We start from the raw sequence: 24444 nt of genomic DNA, 5'->3' as shown, positions 1-24444 counted from the left end.
GGCGTGACGCTCAGCCCGGCGGGGTGGACGGGTCGGACTGGGCGGTCAGCGATTTGCGTTCGTACACCGCCTGCGCCAGCGTGCTCAGGTCGACATATTCCAGCTCGCCGCCCACCGGCAGTCCGCGCGCAATGCGCGACACCTTGGGGCCGCGGCCCTTGAGCAGCTCGGCAATCATGTGGGCGGTGACTTCGCCCTCGGCAGTAAAATTGGTGGCAATCACCACCTCTTCCACCACATCGTCCAGCGCCCGCACCATCAGCTTGTCCAGGTTCACTTCCTTGGGGCCGATATTGTCCAGCGGCGAAATACGCCCCATCAGCACGAAATACAGGCCCTGATAGCATTTGGCCTGCTCCAGCGTCATCAGGTCGGCCGGCATTTCCACCACGCACAGCTGGTCCGGCCTGCGCTCCGGGTCGGCACAGATGCTGCACAACGGGGTTTCGCTGAAGGTATTGCAGCGTTCGCAATGAGTGAGATGGTTCAGCGCCCGATCCAGCGCCCGCGCCAGCTTGTCCGCCCCGGTCTTGTCCCGTTGCAGCAAATGGAAAGCCATGCGTTGGGCGGTTTTGGGGCCGACACCGGGCAGCACTTTCAGGGCAGCAATCAGTTGTTCAAGCGCGGGTGGGTTTTTCATCGGCAATCCGGAATACGGGTTTGGCAAAGAGGAACAGGCAAGGCATCAGTCGTCCGGCGCGCCCTGCGGGTAACGCGGCAGGTCGTCGTCCAGGTGAAACCAGGGAATGGCACTGGACGTCCATTCATGACAGTCAGGCCGCAATACCGCTGGCGTTTCCAACGTGGGAATGGTGATTTCCACCCGCCCGCTGCCATCGGTGCATTCATAAAACAGGGTGGAACCGCACTGCCCGCAAAAATGCCGCAGGCCGAGCGCTGAGGAGCGGTAAGCGGTGGTGCTGCCTTGCCAGCGCACGGCACCGGCGGGGTATAGCGCCCCCAGGTACACCGGTGCGCCGCTGGCCAGCTGGCAGGTCTTGCAATAGCAGTAAGTCACGCTCAAGGGGCGGCCATGGCATTGATAGCGCACCGCCCCGCACAGACAACGTCCCTGCAATACCTGCTCCATGCCGACTCCCACTCCCACAGGCTGTCAATCATTGGCGGGCCCCGCCAGTTGCAAGGGGCTTGGAGCCGCTAACAAAACCTCGCAGAGCACCCGAGTCAAGGCGCGCCGACGCAGACAGTACAGTGAGTACGGCAAGTCGGCGCAACGCAGAATCGGGGGTTTTATGAGCGGGTCTTAGAACGGCAGTTTCATGCCGGCCGGCAAGTTCAGGCCGTTGGTAAAGCCGGACATTTTTTCCTGGGAAGTGGCTTCCACCTTGCGTACCGCGTCGTTGACGGCGGCGGCAATCAGGTCTTCCAGCATTTCCTTGTCTTCCTTGGCATCGTCCAGCAGGCTGTCGTCGATGGACACGCGCTTCACATCGTGAGCACAAGTCATGACGATTTTCACCAGACCGGCACCGGACTGGCCTTCCACTTCCACGGTGGCCAGTTCTTCCTGGGCCTTCTTCATGTTTTCCTGCATTTGCTGGGCTTGCTTCATCAGACCAGCGATACCGTTTTTACCGAACATGTCACAACTCCTGCAAAGGTTGAATCGTTTCCGCCACCAGCGTGGCGCCCATTTCGCGCACCAGTTGCTGGATGACCGGATCGTTTTCCAGGCATTGTCGGGCCTGGGCCAGTTGTTCCTGACGATGACGGGCACCCTGCATGGCCGGTGTTTCCAGCCCCAGTTCCTCGATTGTCACCACCAGTTCGACCGGCTGACCGAATTGTTCGGTCAGCGCAGCCTTGAGTTTTTCCTGATAGTCGCGGGTGGCCATGTGACGGAAGCTGTCCGGCACGGCCAGTTCCAGTCGCGACTGGCTCCAGTTCTTCAGCACGGCATTGTGTGCCAGCATGCGGGCGGCTCCCAGACGGGTACCCAGCAAGCCCACCAGCGCACTCCAGTCGCCATCAAACTGATAGGCCACCGTTTCCGCCAGTTCGGCTTCTTCGGCCATGGCATAGGCAGGCAGCGCATCGTCGGCATCGTCCCACGGCGCCGCGGTTTCCAGTTCGCTGTCTTGCTCACTGGCCTGGTCTTCAGCTTCAGGCGTCTCTTCCGCAGGCGCGGATGCAGCAACCGGCGCTACCACAGCAGGCGCAACTTGCGGTTTGGCTACTGCCTCCACCGGCGCGGGTGGCGGTGCGACAGGCTCAGGCCGGGGCGCAGGTTCCGGGTCGGCGTCGGCCGCCGGGGAAGCTTGCTGCTCGGCCGGACGGCTGGCCGGCTTGCGATTGGCCAGGCCTGCCAGCAAGGCACGGGCAGCGGCAGAACCGTCGCTGCCGGGCTCGGCCGCAGTTACCGCCGCCGGCGCACTGGCCGGGGCCTGTGCCGGGCGATGTGCGGCAGGTGCGGCATTGCTGCGCGGCGCGGCTGCACTCTCAGGCTGGGCGTTGACCGGATGGAAGGCCAGCATGCGCAGCAGGCTCATGTTGAAACCGGCATGTTCGTCCGGCGCCAACGCCAGATCCTTGCGGCCATGAATGGCAATCTGGTAGTACAGCTGCACGTCTTGCGGGGCAATCAGGCTGGCCAGCGCAAACAATGCTTCGCGTTCGGGTTCGTCGTCGGCAATGGCCGTGGGCACGGTCTGTGCCATGGCCAGTTGCTGCAACAGCACGGCCATTTCGGCCAGCACACTGTCAAAACCGATGCCACGCTGCGCCAGCTGTTCGGCTTCGGCCATCAAACGCTGACCATCACCGGCGGCCAGCGCATCCAGCAACACGAACAGGTAGCGACGGTCCACCGCGCCCAGCATGGCGCGCACGCCGTCTTCCTTCACCTCGCCCATGCCATAGGCAATGGCCTGATCCAGCAGCGACAGCGCATCGCGCATGGAACCTGCTGCAGCACGGCCCAGCAGGGCCAGGGCGGCGCTTTCATGCGGCACGTTTTCCACTTGCAGCACATGGGCCAGATGGCCTGCCACCTGCTGTGGCGTCATGTTGCGCAGGGAAAACTGCAGGCAGCGCGACAGCACCGTCACCGGCACTTTTTGCGGATCGGTAGTGGCCAGGATGAACTTGACGTGGGACGGCGGTTCTTCCAGCGTCTTGAGCATGGCGTTGAAGGCACTCTTGGACAGCATGTGCACTTCGTCGATGATGTACACCTTGAAGCGGCCGGAGGTGGGCGCGTACTGCGCGTTTTCCAGTACTTCGCGGATATTGTCGATGCCGGTATTGGAAGCGGCGTCGATTTCCAGCAGGTCGACAAAGCGGCCTGCGTCGATCTGGCGACAGGCAGAACATTCACCGCAAGGCTCGGCCGTGGTGCCGGTTTCGCAGTTCAGGCTCTTGGCCAGAATGCGTGCGATGGTGGTCTTGCCCACCCCGCGGGTGCCGGTCAGCAGATAGGCGTGATGCAGCCGCTCTTCTTTCAGGGCATTGGAGAGGGCGCGCACCACGTGCTCCTGGCCGACAAGGTCGGCAAAGCGTTTGGGGCGCCACTTGCGGGCAAGGACTTGATAGCTCATGGGGGCGGATTTTAATGGCAATCGGCCGGCAAGGCGACTTCTTTTGACAGTTGCCGCCTGCCGGTCTGGCTGGCCTTACTGGGCCGGATTCACGCTGTCGGCAGCGGGCTGTGCTGCTGACTGGGCCTGGGCATTCAGGTAGCGCAGGCGCAGCTCGGCTGCCAGCTCTTGCGCCACCTTGGCATACAGGGTGCTCTTGTTGTAGCGGGTGATCACATAGAAATTGTTCAGCCCCAGCCAGTATTCCGTCACACCCGGCGCAGTTTCCAGCGGCACCAGCACCGCCTGCACATTGTCCGCCACCTGGGCCTGCGGCAGCACGCCGCGTGCCTTGAGTTCGCCCACTGTCAGGTGCAGGTTGAATTTGTCGGCCACCAGGCTGCTCAGATCCACGCCCGGTTGTACTGCTGCCGGGATGACGATGTCGTCGCCATGGCGCCAGCCTTGCAGCTGGAAGTAATGCGCCACGCTGCCGATGGCATCGTCGACGTTATTCCAGATGTCGCGGTGGCCGCTGCCGTCAAAATCCACCGCCCACTTGCGGAAGCTGGACGGCATGAACTGCGGCAGGCCCATCGCTCCGGCATAAGAGCCTTTCAGCGTCAGCGGGTCGATACCCTCTTCCTTGGACAGCTTGAGGAATTCGGTCAGCTCGCCACGGAAGTACTCGGCACGGCGCGGGTAGTTGAAGGCAATGGTGGTCAGCGCATCAGCCAGGCGGAAGCTGCCGGTGTTGCGGCCGTAATTGGTTTCAATGCCCAGAATGGCCACCACCATTTCCGGCGGCACGCCATACACCTGCTCGGCACGCTGCAAGGTGGCGGCATGCTGCTGCCAGAAAGCCACGCCGTTTTTCAGCAGGCGCTCGTTGTAAAAGCTGCCGCGAAACTGATACCAAGGCCGGGATGTCGCCGGCTTGTCCAGAATGGCAATGATGTTGGGCTTGAGTTCCACATTGGCAAACACCGCCTCCAGCTCGGGCCGGTTGAAGCTGCCGCTGGCCACCTGCTCGTCGATATAGCGCTGTACGTCTGCCCGGCCCAGCAAGGCGGCATCGGCTTGCGCCACAGAAGACACCACGCCACCGGCAAGGGCGGCGGCCATCAAGAATCGTTTCATCGGAAATTCCGTGTACTGCCGCCAGTGCGGCTTAATAAGAGAGCGCGCTGGAAACCAGCCGCGCAGTAATGTCGACAATGGGAATGACCCGTTCGTAGGCCATGCGGGTGGGGCCGACCACGCCCAGCGTGCCCACCACCATGCCGTTGATGCTGTAGGGCGCGGTCACCACCGAGCATTCGTCCAGCGTCATCACGCCGGATTCCTCGCCGATGAAAATATTGACGCCCTGAGCATCCTGCCCCTGGTTCAGCAGCTTCAGCAGTTCGGTCTTGCGCTCGAAAGTGGCAAACAGTTCGCGCAGCCGTGACAGGTCTTCGGACAAGTCGCGCACATTCAGCAGATTCATGCCGCCGGCAATCACCACCGCGTCGCTGGGGCTGCCCAGCGAACTCTGGCCAAAGCGCACCGCGGCCGACATCAGTTCGGTGATGTTACCCTGCAGTTCGCGCAACTCCACCGCCACGCGGCTGGCGATGGCACTCAGGCCCTGGCCGGCATAATGCTGGTTGATGAAATTGCCGGCTTCCACCAGTTCGCTCGGGCTGTAATCGCGTTCGGTGGTGAGCAAGTGGTTTTGCACATCACCATCCAGCGTCACCAGGATCATCAGGATGCGCCGCTCGGACAGGCGCAGGAATTCGATCTGGCGAAAAGCGACATCAGAGCGCTGCGGCGTCACCACCACCCCGGCAAAATGGGTGAGATCGGACAGCAAGGTGGATGCCGCCTGCGCAATGCGCTGCGGACTGTCCGGCTGCAGGCTGCTTTCCAGCTCGCGCATGGCCAGCTCTTCCAGCGGCTGGATGGTGAGCAGGTGATCGACAAACAGGCGATAGCCCTTGGCCGTCGGCACGCGTCCGGCCGAGGTATGCGGCGAGGCAATCAGCCCCATGCCCTCCAGGTCGGCCAGGATGTTGCGGATGGATGCAGATGACAGTTCCATGCCGGACAGCATGGACAGGGTTTTCGATCCCACTGGCTGACCATCGGCAATATAGCGTTCGATCAGCGTTTTCAGCAGACGTTGTGCGCGCTCGTTCATCATGCTCTCATTTTACCTGACCGGGCGATTCCGGCCAGCCTCTCCATCAATACCATGTTGCGTGTATTGGTGTCATTTCAAGCCGTCTTTCGCATTTGTCGGCTCTTGCCTTTGTGCGATAATCCCCCATCTATCGATTCCACTACACGCAATTGGAGACAGCATGGCGTCAGAAGACAAGAGCCGCGCATTGGCGGCAGCCCTTGCCCAGATCGAAAAGCAGTTCGGCAAGGGTTCGATCATGCGGATGAGCGACAACCAGATCAACGAAAACCTGCAAGTGGTATCCACCGGTTCGCTGGGCCTGGACCTGGCACTGGGTGTTGGCGGTCTGCCGCGCGGCCGTGTCGTGGAAATCTACGGCCCGGAATCTTCCGGTAAAACCACCCTGTGTCTGCAGGCCGTGGCCGAAGCCCAGAAACTGGGTGGCACCTGCGCCTACATCGACGCAGAAAACGCACTGGACCCGATCTACGCCCAGAAACTGGGTGTCAACGTGGAAGACCTGCTGATTTCCCAGCCGGACACCGGCGAACAGGCGCTGGAAATCTGCGACATGCTGGTGCGTTCCAGCGGTGTTGACGTCATCGTGATCGACTCGGTGGCCGCACTGGTACCCAAGGCCGAAATCGAAGGCGAAATGGGTGACAGCCACGTCGGCCTGCAAGCCCGCCTGATGAGCCAGGCACTGCGCAAGCTGACCGCCAACATCAAGCGCACCAATACCCTGGTGATCTTCATCAACCAGATCCGCATGAAGATCGGCGTGATGTTCGGCAACCCGGAAACCACCACCGGCGGTAATGCACTGAAGTTCTATGCCTCCGTGCGTCTGGACATCCGTCGCGTCGGCGGCATCAAGAAGGGTGACGAGGTGATCGGTAACGAAACCCGCGTCAAGGTAGTGAAGAACAAGGTATCGCCGCCGTTCCGTCAGGCCGATTTCGACATCCTGTACGGTGAAGGCATCAGCCGCGAAGGCGAAATCATCGAGCTGGGCGTCAAGCACGGCTTCATTGAAAAATCCGGTGCCTGGTATGCCTACAACGGCCAGAAGATCGGCCAGGGCAAGGACAACACCCGTGAATGGCTGAAGTCCAACCCGGCCATCGCGCAGGAAATCGAAGGCAAGATCCGCGAAGCCGTCGGCATCAAGGTGGAAATCACCGAGAACGACGAAGAGCTGGCTGACGACGTACTGGACGTATAAGCACGCGAACGGCTGATGGAAAAAAGCCTGAAGGCGCGAGCCGTCGATCTCTTGTCCCGCCGCGAATACACACGGCGGGAACTGGAGCGGCGGCTCGCGCCGTTTGCCGAAAGCCCGGAACAGCTGGCCACCCTGCTGGACGAACTGGCCGAGCGCAACTGGCAGTCCGACAGCCGCTTTGCCCGGCAATTTGCCGACATCAAGGGCCAGAAATACGGCACCCGCCGCCTGCAGCAGGAAATGCGCCAGCGCGGTGTAGCACAGGAAGACATTGCCGATGCCCTGGCCGAGCGTGACGACCTGGCCCTGGCCCGGCGACAGTGGGAAAAGAAGTTTGGCAGCGTGGCCACCACGCCGCAGGAAAGGGCGAAACAGATGCGCTTTCTGGCGGCACGCGGCTTTGGCATGGGTGTCATCCGTCAGGTGATGGCAGGCCGTGACGAAGACGACTTCCCCTGGGCTGACGAGGACTAGCACGGCACAGGCTTCATCGCCACGCCATGACCCTTGCCAGCCTTGCCATGGCTTGACACAATCGGGCATGACCGTAATGGCCGCAAGACACTGTCCCACGCCGCTACCAACGTATTCAATCTCGACGAAAACGACATGAAAACCTCCGAAATTCGACAGAAATTCCTGGATTTCTTCGCCTCCAAAGGCCACCAGGTAGTAGCCTCCAGCTCGCTGGTACCGTGGGAAGATCCCACCCTGCTGTTTACCAATGCCGGCATGAACCAGTTCAAGGACGTGTTCCTCGGCTTTGACAAGCGCCCCTACACCCGCGCCACCACCAGCCAGAAATGCGTACGCGCCGGCGGCAAGCACAACGACCTGGAAAACGTCGGCTACACCGCACGTCACCATACCTTCTTCGAAATGCTGGGCAACTTCAGCTTCGGTGATTACTTCAAGCGCGACGCCATTCACTTCGCCTGGGAATTCCTCACCGGCGAACAATGGCTGGCACTGCCGAAGGAAAAGCTGATGGTGACGGTGTACGCCACCGACGACGAAGCCTTCGATATCTGGAACAAGGAAATCGGCGTTCCGGCTGACAAGATTGTCCGCATTGGCGACAACAAGGGCGCGCCCTACGCCTCGGACAACTTCTGGCAAATGGGTGACACCGGCCCCTGCGGCCCGTGTACCGAAATTTTCTACGACCACGGCGACCACATCTGGGGCGGCCCGCCGGGAAGCCCGGAAGAAGACGGTGACCGCTTCATCGAAATCTGGAACAACGTGTTCATGCAGTTCAACCGCGACGAGTCCGGCACCATGCATCCGCTGCCGAAACCGTCGGTGGATACCGGCATGGGCCTGGAGCGTATCTCGGCCGTACTGCAACACGTACACGCCAACTACGAGATCGACCTGTTCCAGAACCTGCTGAAAGCCGCTGCGCGTGAAACCGGCGTGCCCTTCAGCATGGACGTGCCGTCGCTCAAGGTGATTGCCGACCACATCCGCGCCTGCTCCTTCCTGATTGCCGACGGCGTGATTCCGTCCAACGATGGCCGCGGTTACGTGCTGCGTCGCATCATCCGCCGTGCCATCCGCCACGGTTACAAGCTGGGTCAGAAGGGTCTGTTCTTCCACAAGCTGGTCGCCGACCTGGCCGAGGAAATGGGTCAGGCCTATCCGGAACTGCGCCAGAAGCAGGCCGAGATCGAAGACACCCTGCGCCAGGAAGAACTGCGCTTTGCCGAAACCCTGGACAAGGGCATGGCCCTGCTGGAAACCGCACTGGCAGCCAACAGCAAGGTGCTGGATGGCGAAACCGCCTTCAAGCTGTACGACACCTTCGGCTTCCCGCTGGACCTGACCGCCGACATCTGCCGCGAACGCGAAGTGGAAGTGGATCAGGACGGCTTCGACAAGGCAATGGAAGCCCAGCGCGAACGCGCCCGTGCCGCTTCGTCCTTCAAGATGGCCGGCAATGTCGACTACAGCGGTGCCGACACCGTATTCAACGGCTATGAATCCAGCAGCGTGGATGCCAAGGTACTGGCACTGTACAAGGGCAATGAAGCCGTACAGCAGCTGGACGCCGGCGACGAAGGCATCGTGGTGCTGGACAATACCGCCTTCTACGCCGAAGGCGGCGGTCAGGTGGGCGATGTGGGTGAAATCTCTGCCCAGGGCGGCGTGGCTGCACTGTTCGACGTGGCCGACACCCAGAAGGTGCAGGCTGCGGTATTCGGTCACAAGGGCCGTCTGGCCCGTGGCAGCCTGAAGGTTGGCGACAGCGTCACCGCCACCATCGACCTGCACAAGCGTGCCGCCACCGCACGCAACCACTCTGCCACTCACCTGCTGCATGCCGCCCTGCGCCATGTGCTGGGTGAACACGTGGCGCAGAAGGGTTCGCTGGTGAACCCGGAACGTGCCCGCTTCGACTTTGCCCACAACGAACCGGTTTCCGCCGAGCAACTGGCCGAAGTGGAGCGCATCGTCAACCGCGTGGTGATCCACAACGTGGAAGTCAGCGTGGGCCACATGTCCTACGACGACGCCATCAAGGCCGGTGCCATTGCCCTGTTTGGTGAAAAGTACGGCGACACCGTGCGCGTGCTGAAAATGGGCGACTTCTCCACCGAACTGTGCGGCGGTACCCACGTACAGCGCACCGGTGATATCGGCCTGTTCAAGATCATCGCCGAAACCGGCGTAGCTGCTGGCGTGCGCCGTATCGAAGCCGTCACCGGCGAAGGTGCGGTAGCGCTGGTACAGGCACAGGATGGCGAACTGAAAGCCGCCGCTGCCATCGCCCAGGCACAGCCGGGCGAACTGCTGTCCAAGCTGGAAAAACTGCAGGCCGAACTGAAGGCCGCGCAGAAACAGGCTCAGCAGCTGAAGGGCCAACTGGCACTGGGTCAGCTCGACCAGCTGCTGGCCGGCAAACAGCAAAGCATCAATGGCGTGGCCTGCCTGATCAGCAAGATTGACGACATCGATGCTGCCACCTTGCGTGACATGAGCGACAAGGTCATGGACAAGCTGGAAAGCGGCCTGGCGCTGCTGGCCTGCGTGGCCGACGGCAAGGTGAGCCTGATTGCCCGTGTTTCCAAGGACCTGACCGGCAAGGTCAAGGCTGGTGAACTGGTGAATCAGGTTGCCCTGCAAGTAGGCGGCAAGGGCGGTGGCCGTCCGGACATGGCTCAGGCTGGCGGTACGCAGCCGGAGAACCTGGCCGCAGCGCTGGAAAGCCTGCCGTCCTGGCTGGAAGGCAAGCTGTAACAAGCCTTGTTTCAACGACAACAGCCGCCGGTGCAAGCCGGCGGCTGTTGTCGTTTATAGTGTACTCATTCCTGATGTGATTGCCGGAGTCCCACCATGTCAGTCATCCACCGTGTTCTGTCCTGCCTGTCCCACGCCGGTGCCATACTGTTGCTATCGGCGCTGCTGGCCCAGCCTGCCAGTGCAGCCGAACGCTTGCTGGTGGTAACCGAAAACTCGTCCTGGCTTAGCACCGTCGATGGCCAGGGCAATGTCTCCGGCCCCAGCACGCGTCTGGTAAAGGACATCCTGGCGCACGCTGGCCTGAAAGCAGATTTTCAAGTGCTGCCATGGGCACGTGCCTATCGCATCGCCGCTACCCGACCCAACACGCTGATCTACTCCATTGCCCGTACCAGCAGCCGCGAAAGCCAGTTCATCTGGCTGGGGCAGATAGCCTACATGCAACGCGTGTTCTACCGACTGCACGGCGAAACCGGTATTACGCCGCAGAGCCTGGAACAAGTGAAAAACTGCTGCAAGGTGTGCGTGGGCAATCATGATGTACAAGAAGAATTCCTGGCCAAGGCCGGTTTCCAGGAAAACAGCCAGTACATCATCACCAACAGCCAGCAAGAGTGTCCGCGCCTGCTGCAAAGCGGAGCGGCCCAGTTGCTGATAGCCGACCCGGATCAGCTACGTAGCCAGCTGGCACGGCTGAAACTGCCCGAGCAGCAGTTTGACGCGGTATTCACCCTGCCACAGGGCGACCCCTTGTACCTGGCCGCCAACCCGGCGAGCGACCCGCAATTGCTACAAGCCATCAGCGAAGCCATCCACACGCTCAAACTGCGCTGAACCACGCATTACTGCCTGCCAGTCCGGACAGCGCCCCACGCGCGCCGACTGCCATTGCCCATAGGCCAGCCAGCCCATCTGCTTCTGGAAGTCTTTGAATCTGCTTCCACATTTCACCTGGCACGCAAAACTTATATTCCATTCAAATATTCAGCATGCATTTATGCCATTGTTGACTCATATCAAAACCGTTTAGAGCCAAATGAAAATAATAAACAGCTTCTCACAAGTCCCAATGACGTTGACAAGCAGACAGCTGCGGATTTTGCCGTAATCGGCTTCTTTCCTTCTGCGTACCACGTCCGGGCGGCAATTTTCACGCAAGGAACAGCCATGGCTCTGGTGCTTTATGATGATGGTAATCACAAGTGCGTTGCATTTACCGAGCTGGTACAGGGAGAAGGCATTCAGTCCAATCAGTTTGCCATCATCGACAAAGGCGACGGCATGCTGCTGGACCCGGGTGGCAACCTGACTTACAAGCACCTGATTGCCGAGCTGGCTGACTACTTCCTGCCATCGCACACCCGTTACATTTTCGCCTCCCACCAGGACCCGGACATCATCGCCTCCGCCAACGGCTGGCTGCTGATCACCGATGCCCAGATCATCATTGCCCAGGAATGGGTGCGCTTCTTGCCGCACTTCTGTATCCGCGGTGCCACCGAAGGCCGGCTGATTCCCATTCCGCCACGCGGCATGGACATCACCCTGGGCGAATCCACTCTCAAGATCATTCCGGCGCATTACCTGCACACCGTCGGTTTTTTCCAGGTGTACGACCCGATCAGCAAAATCCTGTTCTCCGGCGACATCGGTGCCTCGCTGATGGATGGTCACGATGCCGGCAAACCGGTAAGCGACTTCGACGCCCACCTGATCGACAGCCACATGCTGGGCTTCCACAAGCGTTACATGACCAATAACAAGGCCTGCCGCCTGTGGGTGAACATGATTCGCCAGCTGGATGTGGAGTGGATCGTGCCGCAGCACGGCGGCTCGTTCAAGGGCAAGGACATGGTCAAACGCTTCCTCGACTGGTTCGAAACCCTGGAGTGCGGTACCGACCTGATTACCGCTGCCGACTACACGCTGGATTGAGCCACCTTCCCATGGACTCCCTTAGCACCTTGCTTGCCCAATTAAGCGCATCGCCAGAAGCCATGGCCGCCAGCGTCGTCCTGCTGTTGCTGGTTGGCATGCTGCTGGTGGTTCTCTTGCGCCGCCAGCCCGATGCCAGCCCGGCACCGGGCTACACGCCGCCGCAAACAGCGCAGTTGCTGCCGGAAGCCGTCATCCGCCAGCCGCGCCCCCAGGCGGCAGCCCAGCCCGCCATTCAAGCTGATGTGCTGGCCGAAACCGCCGCTGACAGCGAAGCCGACAACGAAGATGACGGCGAGCAGACCCTGTCCTATGCCGTGGACGACCTGGACATCCTGGCCGAGGTCGAGGTGTTCTTGCAGTTCGGTTATCTGGAACAGGCCGCCCTGGCCCTGCGCAGCTATGTGGACGGCAGCTCGGTCAATGCCCCCAGCCAGCTCAAGCGCCTGTCCGAGCTTTATCTCAGCCTGCGCTGGATTGATGACTACAGCGACATGCTCGAACGCCTGCATGAACGCAGCCTGCTGGACCGGCAGCAACTGACCGACGCCGTATTCCTGGGCTTGCAGGAAGACCCGCAAAACCTGTCGCTGCGGGTGGTGGCCGAAAGCCGGCTGGGCATGGGCATTGACGCGGTCAACCAGCAACTGGGCGATCATCTGCCCCAGCACAGCCATGAAGAACTGCTGCTGCGCGCCGTCGGCCAGACACCGGACCAGCCGGTGGTATCCACCAGCGAAGCCGTGCAGATTGCCGCACAACTACCACGCGTCCCGCTGGTGGAAGGCCGCACAGAACTCTCGGCGCTAAACCCGCGCGAACTGGCCACACTGACCACCCTGCTGCCACCCGCCCGCCAGGCCAGCATCCTGCTGGCCTGCCACGAACCGGCCGCCGCCCTGCCCGCCCTGCAAAGCATGGCCGCAGAAGAAGGCGTATCGCTGTCCCGGCTGATCGACACCCTGCGTGCCTGCTACATGACACGCAAGCTGTCCCTGTTCTGCCGCTATCTGTGGCAATTCCACGTGGCCATTGGCAACGCCGGGCTCAATCTGAAACAACAGTTGCTGCAACTGGGCTACCGGCTGGGCGAGCACCCGCTGCTGCTGGCACTGGAAGCTCAGCCAGACCGCATGGCACTGGAGGAAATCGGCCGCCGCATGGGTTATGTCAGCACCCCGGCCCCCGTGTCGCCGCGCGTGCCGCTGCTGCTGGTCCGTCAGCCGCAACAGGCCGGACAGGTGCTGGATGATGTGCTGGCCGAAGCCGATCAGTTTGTCGAATTCGGCCAGATCGACATGGCCATCCAGACACTGGAAACAGCGGTGCTGGCCAACCCGGCCGATGCCACGCTCTACCCGCCGCTGCTCAAGCTGTACGAGCATCTGGGCGATCTGGCGCGCTTTACCTCACTGACCCGGCAAGTGCGCGAGCAGCTGGCCTGCCCGCCCATCGAAATCACCGCCATGCTGGGCCAGTTTGTGCAAACCATGAAACAACGCCTCAACCAGCAACGTCTTGCGGCCTGAGAAAACCAGACCATGATGCCCAGCAACACTGCACAAGCCCGCTCCATCACCGTCATGCCGGTGGGCATGGATACCCGCAAACTGTCGGTATTCCGTATGGCGTTCCGCATGCACCACTCGCATCAACACTACCAGCTGCTGGACGAGGCTCCGGGCCTGAATCCTGACCTGGCCATTGTCGATGTCGACAGCATCACCGGCTGGAATGCCTGGCATGACTTTCGTGCCGAACACCCGCACCTGCCGGCGCTGATTGTCACTACCACGCCACCCAGCGATGCCCCTGCGGCCGTGCTGCGCAAGCCTATCCGCATTGAAACCCTGTTTCCGCAAATGCGCGAGCTGCTACGCCAGCCGCCGCAAACCAGCCCGTTGCGCAGCATGGCGGAGCAGCCGGCAGCACAGCGCCCAGCGCATAACGCTGCCGCTCCGTCCAGGACAACAAGCCAGGCAGACATCAGCGGCCACACCCCGGTGAGCGATGCCGCGGCCTATGTAGCCAGCGTGGCACCCACGCTGGACGCGGTAATCAGCCAGTCACAGGCTGCCCACCGCGCCGAGGCCGCCGCGCGTCAGCAGGAAAGCCATAGCGCGGCTACATCCGACTTGCCGCAGCTGATGGATTTGCCGGATGAACAGCCCGAGGCGGAGACCGCATCCGCAGAGGACAAAACCGCGCTGGCACATGAGCATGATGATGTGGTGCGCAGCATGCTGCCGCCGGCGAGCGCGCATCACACCAGCACCACTCAGCCGGCCGCCCATGCCGAGCCGCACATCATCAGTTATGCCCGCTTCGACCCGCATGCCGGCTTGTTCGGCCTGGTGGCACGCCTGTTGCGCCAGCGCAGCAATGCGGTGGTACGCGTGCGTGAGGTGCCGGTGCTGATTGTGCAAGCAGCCCAGGACAAGGCCTGGCTGCTGCAGCCGCTGGATAGCCTGCAAGCGCTATGCGCCCACACCAGCCAGGAAGTGGACCACCAAGCCTGGAACGACAGCACCGTCCCCGCCAGGGCCGAGGAAATCCGCCCGCAAACCCTGGCCTGGCAGCTCGCCATCTGGACCTGTCAGGGGCGGCTGATGCGTGGCATTTCCGCCGACACCCCCATCCGTCTGCGCTACTGGCCCAATCTGACGCGGCTGGCCCCCATTCCGGAAGCCATGCGCATCACCGCCTTTCTGACGCGTACCCCGGTGAATCTCAAGCTGATCACCCGCTTGCTGAAAGTGCCGCCGGAGCATCTGTTCAACTATCTGGCAGCCGCCTATGGCATAGGCATCCTGGATCTGCCGAATCGCAACACCACCTTGCAGGTAATGAGCACCGAACCGGTGCGCCCACCGCCACGCAAGGAAGCCGCTGCCGCCGTATCTCCGGCGGATGCGGCCCCGGCCAGCATCCAGACCGCACCAGGCAGTGGCAGCCTGCTGTCACGCCTGCTGAAAAAAGTCATTGGCCTGTAACCAGGAAACCCCTTATCCATGCGAGCTTACGATAACAAAATCATCTTTGCCGGCCCGGTAGGCGCTGGCAAAACCACCGCCATTGCTGCCATCAGCGATATTGCGCCGGTCACCACCGATGCCCGTGCATCCGACATGACACTCAACCGCAAGGACACCACCACCGTGGCACTGGACTACGGGGTACTGATGCTGGACGAGGCCACCAAGGTGCATCTGTACGGCACGCCGGGGCAGGAACGCTTTGACTTCATGTGGGACATCCTCAGCCATGGCGGTATCGGGCTGATCCTGCTGCTGGACAATACCCGCGCCAATCCGGTGAAAGACCTGCAGTTTTTCCTGAACGCCTTCCGCGACATGCTCAAAGTGGCGCCGCTGGTGATTGGCGTCACCAAGACCGATGTGCGCGCCACCCCCAGCATCGAAACCTATGCCGCGCTGCTGGAAAAATTCGATATGCGCCCGCCCATTTTCGAAATTGACGCCCGCTCCCGGGAGGACGTCAAAAAGCTGGTGCTGGCCTTGCTGTTCTCCATCGACCCCGGGCTGGAAAGCTGATGATGTCAGACCACCTCTCGCTCAAGGATGCGCTGTACCCGATCACCAGTCCGGCCGGGGCCTACTACGCGGTATCCAGCCCGGACCAGGATGCCGCGCGCGTGCTGCTCACCCATATCCTGCGCCTGGGCCATGCGGTTCCGCTCACCACCGAATTGCTGGCCGAATGGCATGACAACAATCTGGAACGCGGGCTGGAAACCCTGTATCGCCTGCAAAGACTGGATTTTGTCCACGGCACCACCGAGCCGCGCCCCACGCTGGCGGTGAATCTGGAAAGCCAGCTGCCCACCCTGCTGGCGGCGCTGTCCGATACCGGCCGGGCGCTGCTGGCCGACGACAACGGCCTGTACTACGCCACCGCGGGTTTTCACCACGAGTCGGCCGAGGAAATAGCCGCACTGGCCGGCGACATCATGTCGCTCAACCGCCGTCATGGCTTGCTGCTGAAAAACAATCTCAACATCCACAGCCTGGCCTGGGCCGTCAGCAATCCGGCAGGTCATAGCGAACTGGGCTTTTTCCCCTTGCATGTGGGCCAGCAGTCATTCGTGCTGGTCATCGGCGGTACGCCGCAATTGCAAGACGAACACTTCGTGACGCTGATCGAGTTGCTCAGCCGTCGTTACGCCTGAACAAGCACCCGCCCCGACACGGGCCACCGAATACCCCCTGGAGAAAACCATGCGTGAACAAATGCTCAAATCCATCCTGAGTGACCTCAACGGTGCCTCGGCCGATATCGAAGCCTCGGCCATCATCTCGTCCGACGGCCTGACCATGGCCGCCCTGCTGCCACAGGATGTGGATGAAGACCGGGTAGGCGCCATGGCCGCCGCCATGCTGTCACTGGGTGAGCGCACCGCCAAGGAACTGGCACGCGGCGAACTGGAACAAGTGATGGTGAAGGGTGACAACGGCTACATCCTGATGAGTTACGCCGGCAAGGATGCCGTACTCACCGTGATTGCCCGGCGTGAAGCCAAGCTGGGCCTGATTTTCCTCGATGCCAAACGCGCCGCGCGCAATATCGCCGAAATCCTCTGATCACACCGGCAGCCGGTGGCAGGTGGCCTTCACGCCCGCCTGCCCCGGCATCGCCCGCGCGGACTCTACCGCCCTGCACCATTCTCAGCCACAGCCTGCACCACAGTTTGCACCCGTGTGTCATTAAGGTGCAGCACTGCCATCTTTCCGTATTTTTTACAGCAGCATTAATCAATCAATTTTCAATGCCGCGCTGAAAAACTGCGGTCAGCGCCATATCCCCCCACCTGCCCGTCCAGCGTTTTACCTGCTTCAGACCTGCGCCCTGCCTGGGTCACGGTCAAAATGACGGTTGCCCGGCATTTCTGGGCACGCTTATTGCCTTACTCCCTTTACAAGCCAACAAGGGGGAATGCGCGATGCACCGGATTACACCGCTAGACCACACCCACTACGACGAAATGCTGATGCCCGGGCAAGATACCCGCCCGTCCTACCAGCGTTTTGCCAACTGGCTGAACCAGGCGCCTCTGGCCTGGCTGCGCGACAAGCAAAGCGAGGCTGACACCCTGTTTCGCCGCGTGGGCATCACCTTTGCCGTATACGGCGACGAAAGCGGCTCGGAACGGCTGATCCCGTTTGACACCATTCCACGCATCATTTCTGCCAGCGAGTGGAAAACCCTGGAAGCAGGCTGCATCCAGCGGGTAACGGCGCTCAACCGCTTCTTGCACGACATCTATCACGACCAGGACATCCTCAAGGCCGGCATCATCCCGCCCGAGCAGATCCTCACCAATGCGGGCTACCAGCTGGCCATGCAGGGCATAGACCTGCCACGTCAGGTATACGCCCACATTGCCGGGGTGGACATCATCCGCCACAACGACGGTGGTTTTTATGTGCTGGAGGACAATCTGCGCACACCATCCGGCGTGAGCTACATGCTGGAAAACCGCAAGATGATGATGCGGCTGTTCCCCGAGCTGTTTGCCAGCCACGACATCACCCCGGTGGAACACTACCCCAACATGCTACTGGACACCTTGCGCTCGGTCTCGCCGGCCGAGGTGGACAACCCCACGGTGGTGGTACTCACCCCCGGCCAGTACAACAGCGCCTATTTCGAGCACGCCTTCCTGGCCAGCCAGATGGGGGTGGAACTGGTAGAGGGGCAGGACCTGTTCGTCAAGAACGGTTATGTCTACATGCGCACCACCTCCGGCCCGCAGCGGGTGGACGTGATTTACCGCCGGCTGGACGATGCCTATCTGGACCCGCTGGCCTTCAACCCCGGCTCCATGCTGGGCGTGCCGGGCCTGATGTCGGTATATCGCGAAGGGCGCGTCACCGTATGCAATGCCGTGGGCACCGGCGTGGCGGACGACAAGTCCATCTACCCTTATGTGCCGGACATGATCCGCTTCTATCTTGGCGAGGAACCCATTTTGCACAATGTGCCCACCTGGCAATTGCGCAAGCCGGACGACCTGGCCTACGTGCTGGATCACCTGTCCGAGCTGGTAGTGAAGGAAGTCCACGGTGCCGGCGGCTACGGCATGCTGGTTGGACCGGCCTCCACCCAGGCGGAAATCGAAGCCTACCGCCTGCGCATTCTGGAAGACCCGGCCAACTTCATTGCCCAGCCCACGCTGTCCCTGTCCACCTGCCCTACTTTTGTCGAATCCGGCATTGCGCCGCGCCATATCGACCTGCGCCCCTTTGTGTTGTCGGGCAAGAAAGTGCAGCTGGTGGCCGGCGGCCTCACCCGCGTGGCACTGCGCGAGGGCTCGCTGGTGGTCAACTCGTCGCAAGGCGGCGGCACCAAAGATACCTGGATCCTGAAGGAGGACATCACATGCTGAGCCGAATGGCAGGGTGCCTGTACTGGATGGCACGCAATATGGAACGCGCCGAAAACACCGCGCGCTTGCTGGATGTCAGCTTGCAGATGTCGCTATTGCATGCGTCCTCGCAGGACGACTTGCTGGTACCGCTGGATGTCACCGGCAGCACGGCGGATTTTCTGCGCCGTCACCACACGCCCACGCCGCAAGCCGTGCTGCACTATCTGGCACTGGACAGCGAGAACCCGGGCAGCATTTACAACTGCATGCGTAATGCGCGGGAAAACGCCCATGTGGTGCGGGTGAAAATCACCACCGAGATGTGGGAGCAGGTGAACGGCACCTGGCTGGAAATGCGTGAATGGCATGCCCGCGGTCTGGATACCCGCAGCGCGTCCAGCTTTCTGGAATGGGTGCGCGAACGCTCGCACCTGTTCCGTGGCGCAGGTTACGGCACCATGTTGCGCAACGACACCTTCCACTTTTCCCGCCTGGGCACCTTCATCGAACGCGCCGACAACACCGCGCGCATCCTGAACGTGAAGACCAAGCAGATCAGTGACAACGAACCGGAAGCAGAAAACATCCTCGACTACTACCAGTGGGCGGCACTGCTGCGTTCGGTGTCCGGCTTCGAGGCCTATCGCGACATCTACCGCGACAGCATCACCCCGGAACGGGTGGCCGAACTGCTGATCCTGCGCCACGACATGCCGCGCAGCCTGCGCGCCTGCTTTGGCGAAATCAACAAGGTGCTGGGCCGCATCGAAGGCCATGCCGGTCGCAGTGCACGGCGGCGCGCCAGTGAAATCCAGGCGCGGCTGACCTACAGCAGCATCGAGGACATCTTTGCCGACGGGCTGGAACAGACACTGGACAGCCTGATTGACGACATCATCCTGCTGGGCAACACCATCCACCACAGTTATCTGGAAGCTGCCTGAGCGCAGACCGGTCCGCATCATACAGAAAGGGATAGCCATGAGACTCGCCATCAGCCATGAAACACTGTATCGCTACGACAGCCCGGTACGTCACAGCACCCAATACCTGCGCCTGACACCGCAAGGCGGCAACGGCCTGCAGATTCTGGACTGGCAGCTGGAGCTGCCGGTGGCCGCGCACCGCAGCACCGACAGCTACGGCAATATCCTGCACGTCCTTACCCTGGACTACCCGCACCAGGAAATCCGCATCAAGGTGAGCGGCACAGTGGAAACCGACGACACCGCGCCCTTGAGCGACGACCTGCCGCCGCTGTTCTTCCTGCGCCAGACCGAACTGACCACACCGGACGAAGCCCTGTGCCGCTTTGCCGCCGCTTACCGCCAGCCAACGCCCAGCCTCGCTCAGCTGCAATCGCTGGTGGAAGGCATTCGCGAGCACATGCCCTTCTTGCCCGGCGAAACCCAAAGCCACACCCCGGCGGCGGCGGCCTTCGCCAAAGGTGCCGGCGTATGCCAGGACCATACCCATGTGTTTCTGAGCTGCGCCCGCCAGCTGGGCATTCCGGCGCGCTATGTCAGCGGTTATGTCTACTCGCCCGCGCATGCGGCAGACCATGTTTCCAGCCATGCCTGGGCCGAAGCCTGGGTGGACGGGGCCTGGCACAGCTTTGATGTGGCCAATGCCGTGGCAGCCAACGAGCATCACCTGAAGCTGGCCATCGGCATGGATTATCTGGATGCCTGCCCGGTACGCGGCGTGCGCTTTGGCGGTGGCACCGAAAGCATGACCGCCCAGGCGCGCGTCTGGCTGGACGGCCAGTGACACAGCAGCTAGATTGATTCAACTCCACCACACAAGTAGCTGCATCATGACTTACTGCGTCGCCATGAATCTTGCGTCCGGCATGCTGTTTGCCTCGGACTCCCGCACCAATGCCGGGGTGGACCACGTGTCCACCTTTCGCAAGATGCAATTTTTCCAGCAACCGGACGAGCGCCTGCTGGTGATGCTGTCCGCCGGCAATCTGGCCACCACCCAAAGTGTGGTCAGCCTGTTGCGCCAGCGCGCCAGTGCCAGCAGCAGCGAGCGCAACATCCTGAATGTTCCGTCCATGTACGATGCCGCCTGCCTGGTAGGCGATACCCTGCGTGAAATTGTCGAGCGCGATGGCCCCACCCTCAGCCAGTCCAAGATCGAAGTCGGCTGTTCCTTCCTCCTGGGCGGGCAAATCCGTGGGGAGGCACCGCGCCTGTTCAACATCTACCCGCAGGGCAATTTCATCGAAGCCACGCAGGACACGCCCTACTTCCAGATTGGTGAAGCCAAGTACGGCAAGCCCATCATCGACCGGGTGGTGAACTACCACACCCCGGTGGAAGACGCCGCCAAATGCGCACTGATCAGCTTTGACTCGACAATGAAGAGCAATCTGTCAGTCGGCCTGCCCATCGATATGCTGGTATACGACAAGGACGACTTCGGCCCCGGCATCCACCAGCGCATTACCGAGCACGACCCCTACTTCCAGCAGCTGCACACCGGCTGGGGCCAGGCCTTGCGCGAAGCCTTTGCCGCGCTGCCGCCGATGCGCTGGAAGGAATGAGCGCGACAGGGAGATGGGCAGTCCGGCCCGCGATCAGCGATAATGTCGCATTGACACCGAAAGACCCGCCGATGAAACACGCTCCGCTGACCGAGGCCGACTACCAGCGCCTGTCCACCACCCTGCAACGCTTTGCACGCCTGCAGTGCATGAACCTGGAAAAGCTGGACGGTTTCTTCACCGCCTTGCTGTGCGGCCCGGAAGCCATCAAGCCCACCGAATGCCTGCCGCTGATTCTGGGTGATGCCTTTGATGACGAGCAGGCATTCCGCAGCGAAAAGGATCTGGAAAAATTTGTCGCCCTGCTGATGGGCCACTGGCTGGACATCGCCCACACCCTGCAACAGGGCGCGGAATTCCAGCCCTGGCTGGATGCGGACGAACAGGGCGTGGTGCACGGCAATGACTGGGCCGAGGGCTTTGTCGAAGGCATGCAGCTGCAGCAGGACGACTGGAACCTGCTGTTTGACGATGCCGAACATGCTGGTGCGCTGGAAGCCATCATGGCGCTGGCCTTCGAACGCCACCCGGACCCGGAAATGCGTCCTTACATCGACAACAGCGACAGCAACCAGCGCGAACAATGGCTGGCCGCCATCTCCCCTGCCGTGCAGGAAATCCACCAGTTTTTTGCCGCCATCCGCGCCCAGATGGAAGCCGATCTGGAACAGGACGCCCTCGACCCGGAACACTGAACGCTCAGTGCCGCAGCAAGTGTAAATATTTGCTAGACTCAGCAAATCTCCACCCTTGACGGCCCTGCGTGCATGCAGGCTGGCCACCGCCAGCTGCTGCCAGACTCCAGACATGCTGACTTACTGGCGTTCACTGCCCATCTCCCTGAGCATGCTGCTGTGCTGGCTTGCCGGGACAGGCATGGCCTCTGCCAGCCCGTCGACTGCCTGGTGTATGGCCGGCAAGGCTGCACCCTCCTTGCTGCAAAGGGCGGAAGCCGCGCTCAGGCAAACGCCCGCTCCCTTGCCGCACATTCATACCGAAGGCACCCTGCCGCATCAGGGCATTTTCGATCAGAGCGTCAAGGCCAAGCAGGACTGGATCCGCATGCGCGACCTGGCGCTGGCCTGGCAAGGCAGCGGCGAGCAACGCTATCTGGATGCCGTGGCACGCCAGCTGGATGCCTGGACACGGGTTTATCAGCCCTCCTTCAACCCCATCGACGAAACCGACCTCGAAGCACTGATTGACGCCTATGCCATCACGGCCAATCAGCTACCCGTCACCACTGCCACGCAGACACGGCAGCTATTGCGGCAGCTGGCCGAGGGCTATGTGACACGGATCCGCACCGCCAGACAGCCACTGGGGGCTACCTTCAGAAACAACTGGAACAGCCACCGCATCAAGCTGATCGCCCTGTCGGCCCTGGCCCTGCAGGATGCCGGCTTGCAAAAAGCCGCCACCGAGCTGTTCCGCCAGCATCTGGAGCGTAATATCAATGCCCAGGGTGAAACGCTGGATTACCGCGAGCGCGATGCCCTGCACTATGTCACCTACGATCTGGAACCGCTGGTACGCGCCGCCATTGCCGCACGGCAGTGGCAGCAGGACTGGCTGCACGACAAGGCAGCCTCCGGTGGCAGCCTGCAATTGGCGCTGGACTGGCTGCGCCCTTATGCCGAAGGCCGGCTACAACATCAGGAGTTCGTTCACTCCCAAGTCCGTTTCGACTTCATCCGGCGCGAAGCCGGGCTGCCCGGCTTTGCCGGCAACTGGCAGGCCGCCACCAGTCGCAAACTGTATGCACTGGCCTCACGGCTCTCCCCCGACTACGACACCCCACTGCTGACCGGCCCTCACCTGCCGGACTGGATCACCCAATGCTGGGGCAGTGCGCTCAATGACACGTCATCAAACTGACATTTTCATCTGGTAAAACTGGCCATCTTTTTTACCCCACCACCGCTAAACCATGAATCCTGTTGAAGCACTGCTGTTTGCAGTCATCCAGGGGGTCAGTGAACTGTTTCCGATCAGCAGCCTGGGACACGGCATCCTGATTCCGGACTGGCTGCACTGGTCTCTCAATCGCAGTCATCCTGACTTCCTGCCCTTCATGGTGATGCTGCACCTGGGCACCGCCCTTGCCCTGCTGCTGTATTTCCACCGTGACTGGCGCGCACTCATCACCGGCTTCATCCGGGCGCGTGGCGGCAACAGCAATGCTGAAGCAAGGCTGATGTGGCGACTGGTCGCCGGCACCATTCCGGCCGGCCTGCTGGGACTGCTGCTGGAAAAGCAATTGCGCGTGCTGTTCAGCAGTGCCACGGCGGTGCTGGTTTTTCTCAGCATCAACGGCCTGCTCCTGCTGTGGGGTGACCGCAAACAACAGGCAGCCAACGCCAGGACACTGGATGAACTGAGTCTGATGGGTGCCATCAAGATTGGCAGCGGGCAGGCACTGGCCCTGTTGCCCGGCATTTCCCGCTCCGGCGTCACCTTGCTCAGCGGCCTGGCACATGGCTTGAACCACGCCGCGGCTGCGCGCTTTTCCTTCCTGCTGGCCACCCCCATCATCCTGGCCGCCGGGGTGCTGGAAGTCCCCAAGCTGGCGCACAGCGGTCATGCCCAGCCCTGGGGCTTGTTACTGAGCTGCGGGCTGCTGGCCGGGGCCTGTGCCTATGCCAGCACCTGGTTTCTCATGCGCTATTTCAAGAAAAGTGAAATCGAATCGCTGCGGCCATTTGGCTGGTATTGCCTGCTGCTGGGCCTGGGTGGACTGGCACTGCACTGGCTTTGAGTCCTGCGGAAGCTTCTGGAATACATTGCAGTTCATGCTGTCAAACCGGCTTGGACAGGCATTAAGACGCATTGACTGTTTGTCCCGGCCAAGGGCTTCCATTAGAATAGTCGACAGAACTGGGCCGCCATTTGCGGCCCGTATCTGTTATATCGAGACGCATGAGAAATCAGGACGACAAAAAGCCCGATCAACGCCTGCCGGCTGATCTGGCAAGACGTGCCACCGCCATCATCGAATTGCCCGACGGCGTTCTGGTTACCGCTGCGCGTGGCAGCCGCTACAACCTGCCGGGGGGCAAGGCCAACCGGGGCGAGTTACGCTCCCAGGCACTGATCCGGGAAATCCGCGAGGAGACCGGGCTGCGCATCAACTCCATGCTTTACCTGTTCGACCACATCACACCGCACAATGCCCACAAGGTTTACCTGTGCATTGCGCAGGGTCAGGCACGCCCGCAAGGTGAAATCGAACGGATTGCGCTGGTTTCTTCGCCGGATACCGAGCTGGACCTGTTCGTGGAAAGCCGCGCCATCCTGCGCCGCTATGCCAGGCTGCGTAATGAAGAAACCGCCAAGGGCCAGGCCTTGCGCGCCATTCTGGGCCTGGCGCGCTATATCGCCAAGGTAGACTGA

Annotated in this window: 24 protein-coding genes; 18 read left to right on the top strand and 6 right to left on the bottom strand. The window is 61.5% G+C overall.

Annotated features, from left to right (window positions below; all coding sequences use genetic code 11):
- Positions 1 to 10 precede the first annotated feature (10 nt).
- From recR to hrcA, 6 genes are all read right to left on the bottom strand, one after another.
- The gene (gene recR / locus DKK66_RS13755) at positions 11 to 640 is read right to left on the bottom strand and encodes a recombination mediator RecR (protein WP_045846075.1); all 630 of its coding nucleotides are present in this window, start codon (positions 638 to 640) and stop codon (positions 11 to 13) included.
- A gap of 45 nt (positions 641 to 685) precedes the next feature.
- On the bottom strand, positions 686 to 1090 hold the full coding sequence (locus DKK66_RS13750; RefSeq protein WP_131359050.1) for a GFA family protein: 405 nt from the start codon (positions 1088 to 1090) through the stop codon (positions 686 to 688).
- Between the two features lie 174 nt (positions 1091 to 1264).
- Positions 1265 to 1603: a YbaB/EbfC family nucleoid-associated protein gene (locus DKK66_RS13745; RefSeq protein ID WP_045846077.1), complete on the bottom strand. Its 339-nt coding sequence runs from the start codon at positions 1601 to 1603 to the stop codon at positions 1265 to 1267.
- Position 1604: 1 nt separating this feature from the next.
- Positions 1605 to 3557, bottom strand: a complete 1953-nt coding sequence (gene dnaX / locus DKK66_RS13740) for a DNA polymerase III subunit gamma/tau (RefSeq protein WP_131359047.1) — start codon at positions 3555 to 3557, stop codon at positions 1605 to 1607.
- A gap of 75 nt (positions 3558 to 3632) precedes the next feature.
- Positions 3633 to 4676, bottom strand: a complete 1044-nt coding sequence (gene mltB, locus DKK66_RS13735; RefSeq protein ID WP_131359044.1) for a lytic murein transglycosylase B — start codon at positions 4674 to 4676, stop codon at positions 3633 to 3635.
- A 31-nt stretch (positions 4677 to 4707) separates the two neighbouring features.
- Positions 4708 to 5724 carry a heat-inducible transcriptional repressor HrcA gene (gene hrcA / locus DKK66_RS13730; protein ID WP_045846080.1) on the bottom strand — a complete coding sequence of 339 codons (1017 nt, stop codon included), beginning with the start codon at positions 5722 to 5724 and terminating at the stop codon, positions 4708 to 4710.
- A gap of 160 nt (positions 5725 to 5884) precedes the next feature.
- Between hrcA and recA the strand changes: the two genes are divergently transcribed.
- From recA to DKK66_RS13640, 18 genes are all read left to right on the top strand, one after another.
- A complete protein-coding gene (gene recA / locus DKK66_RS13725; RefSeq protein ID WP_045846081.1) occupies positions 5885 to 6931 on the top strand; it encodes a recombinase RecA in 1047 nt (348 codons plus the stop codon).
- Between the two features lie 15 nt (positions 6932 to 6946).
- Complete coding sequence (gene recX / locus DKK66_RS13720) at positions 6947 to 7405, top strand: recombination regulator RecX (protein ID WP_062789400.1); 459 nt, start codon at positions 6947 to 6949, stop codon at positions 7403 to 7405.
- 135 nt (positions 7406 to 7540) lie between these two features.
- Positions 7541 to 10174 (top strand): alanine--tRNA ligase, encoded by a 2634-nt coding sequence (alaS, locus tag DKK66_RS13715; RefSeq protein WP_131359040.1) that lies wholly within the window; start codon positions 7541 to 7543, stop codon positions 10172 to 10174.
- A 96-nt stretch (positions 10175 to 10270) separates the two neighbouring features.
- Positions 10271 to 11011 (top strand): ABC transporter substrate-binding protein, encoded by a 741-nt coding sequence (locus tag DKK66_RS13710; protein ID WP_131359029.1) that lies wholly within the window; start codon positions 10271 to 10273, stop codon positions 11009 to 11011.
- Between the two features lie 333 nt (positions 11012 to 11344).
- Positions 11345 to 12112: an MBL fold metallo-hydrolase gene (locus DKK66_RS13705; RefSeq protein WP_045846084.1), complete on the top strand. Its 768-nt coding sequence runs from the start codon at positions 11345 to 11347 to the stop codon at positions 12110 to 12112.
- A gap of 11 nt (positions 12113 to 12123) precedes the next feature.
- Complete coding sequence (locus DKK66_RS13700; protein WP_131359026.1) at positions 12124 to 13641, top strand: hypothetical protein; 1518 nt, start codon at positions 12124 to 12126, stop codon at positions 13639 to 13641.
- A gap of 12 nt (positions 13642 to 13653) precedes the next feature.
- Positions 13654 to 15105 carry a hypothetical protein gene (locus DKK66_RS13695; protein ID WP_131359024.1) on the top strand — a complete coding sequence of 484 codons (1452 nt, stop codon included), beginning with the start codon at positions 13654 to 13656 and terminating at the stop codon, positions 15103 to 15105.
- A gap of 18 nt (positions 15106 to 15123) precedes the next feature.
- Positions 15124 to 15666 (top strand): ATP/GTP-binding protein, encoded by a 543-nt coding sequence (locus tag DKK66_RS13690; RefSeq protein WP_045846087.1) that lies wholly within the window; start codon positions 15124 to 15126, stop codon positions 15664 to 15666.
- Entirely contained in the window at positions 15666 to 16301 is a 636-nt protein-coding gene (locus tag DKK66_RS13685; protein WP_231588835.1) for a peptidase M23, read from the top strand. Before DKK66_RS13690 ends, DKK66_RS13685 begins: the two co-directional genes overlap by 1 nt.
- A 49-nt stretch (positions 16302 to 16350) precedes the next feature.
- Positions 16351 to 16713, top strand: a complete 363-nt coding sequence (locus DKK66_RS13680) for a roadblock/LC7 domain-containing protein (protein ID WP_045846088.1) — start codon at positions 16351 to 16353, stop codon at positions 16711 to 16713.
- A gap of 359 nt (positions 16714 to 17072) precedes the next feature.
- Positions 17073 to 18518 (top strand): circularly permuted type 2 ATP-grasp protein, encoded by a 1446-nt coding sequence (locus DKK66_RS13675; RefSeq protein WP_131359021.1) that lies wholly within the window; start codon positions 17073 to 17075, stop codon positions 18516 to 18518.
- Positions 18512 to 19444, top strand: coding sequence for an alpha-E domain-containing protein (locus tag DKK66_RS13670; protein ID WP_131359017.1), 933 nt, complete (start codon positions 18512 to 18514; stop codon positions 19442 to 19444). Before DKK66_RS13675 ends, DKK66_RS13670 begins: the two co-directional genes overlap by 7 nt.
- Before the next feature lie 37 nt (positions 19445 to 19481).
- Positions 19482 to 20270 carry a transglutaminase family protein gene (locus DKK66_RS13665; RefSeq protein ID WP_131359014.1) on the top strand — a complete coding sequence of 263 codons (789 nt, stop codon included), beginning with the start codon at positions 19482 to 19484 and terminating at the stop codon, positions 20268 to 20270.
- Positions 20271 to 20316: 46 nt separating this feature from the next.
- Entirely contained in the window at positions 20317 to 21051 is a 735-nt protein-coding gene (locus DKK66_RS13660; RefSeq protein ID WP_062789405.1) for a proteasome-type protease, read from the top strand.
- Positions 21052 to 21122: 71 nt separating this feature from the next.
- A complete protein-coding gene (locus DKK66_RS13655; RefSeq protein ID WP_131359011.1) occupies positions 21123 to 21746 on the top strand; it encodes a YecA family protein in 624 nt (207 codons plus the stop codon).
- 112 nt (positions 21747 to 21858) lie between these two features.
- A complete protein-coding gene (locus tag DKK66_RS13650) occupies positions 21859 to 22929 on the top strand; it encodes an alginate lyase family protein (RefSeq protein WP_131359008.1) in 1071 nt (356 codons plus the stop codon).
- Between the two features lie 52 nt (positions 22930 to 22981).
- On the top strand, positions 22982 to 23809 hold the full coding sequence (locus DKK66_RS13645) for an undecaprenyl-diphosphate phosphatase (protein ID WP_045846094.1): 828 nt from the start codon (positions 22982 to 22984) through the stop codon (positions 23807 to 23809).
- A 161-nt stretch (positions 23810 to 23970) separates the two neighbouring features.
- Positions 23971 to 24444, top strand: a complete 474-nt coding sequence (locus tag DKK66_RS13640; protein WP_131359005.1) for an NUDIX hydrolase — start codon at positions 23971 to 23973, stop codon at positions 24442 to 24444.

The sequence above is a fragment of the Aquitalea sp. USM4 genome, assembly GCF_004328945.1.
GTDB classification, from domain to species: Bacteria; Pseudomonadota; Gammaproteobacteria; order Burkholderiales; family Chromobacteriaceae; genus Aquitalea; species Aquitalea pelogenes.
Note: the sequence above shows the minus strand (reverse complement) of the source record. Positions and strands in the feature narration are given on the sequence as shown.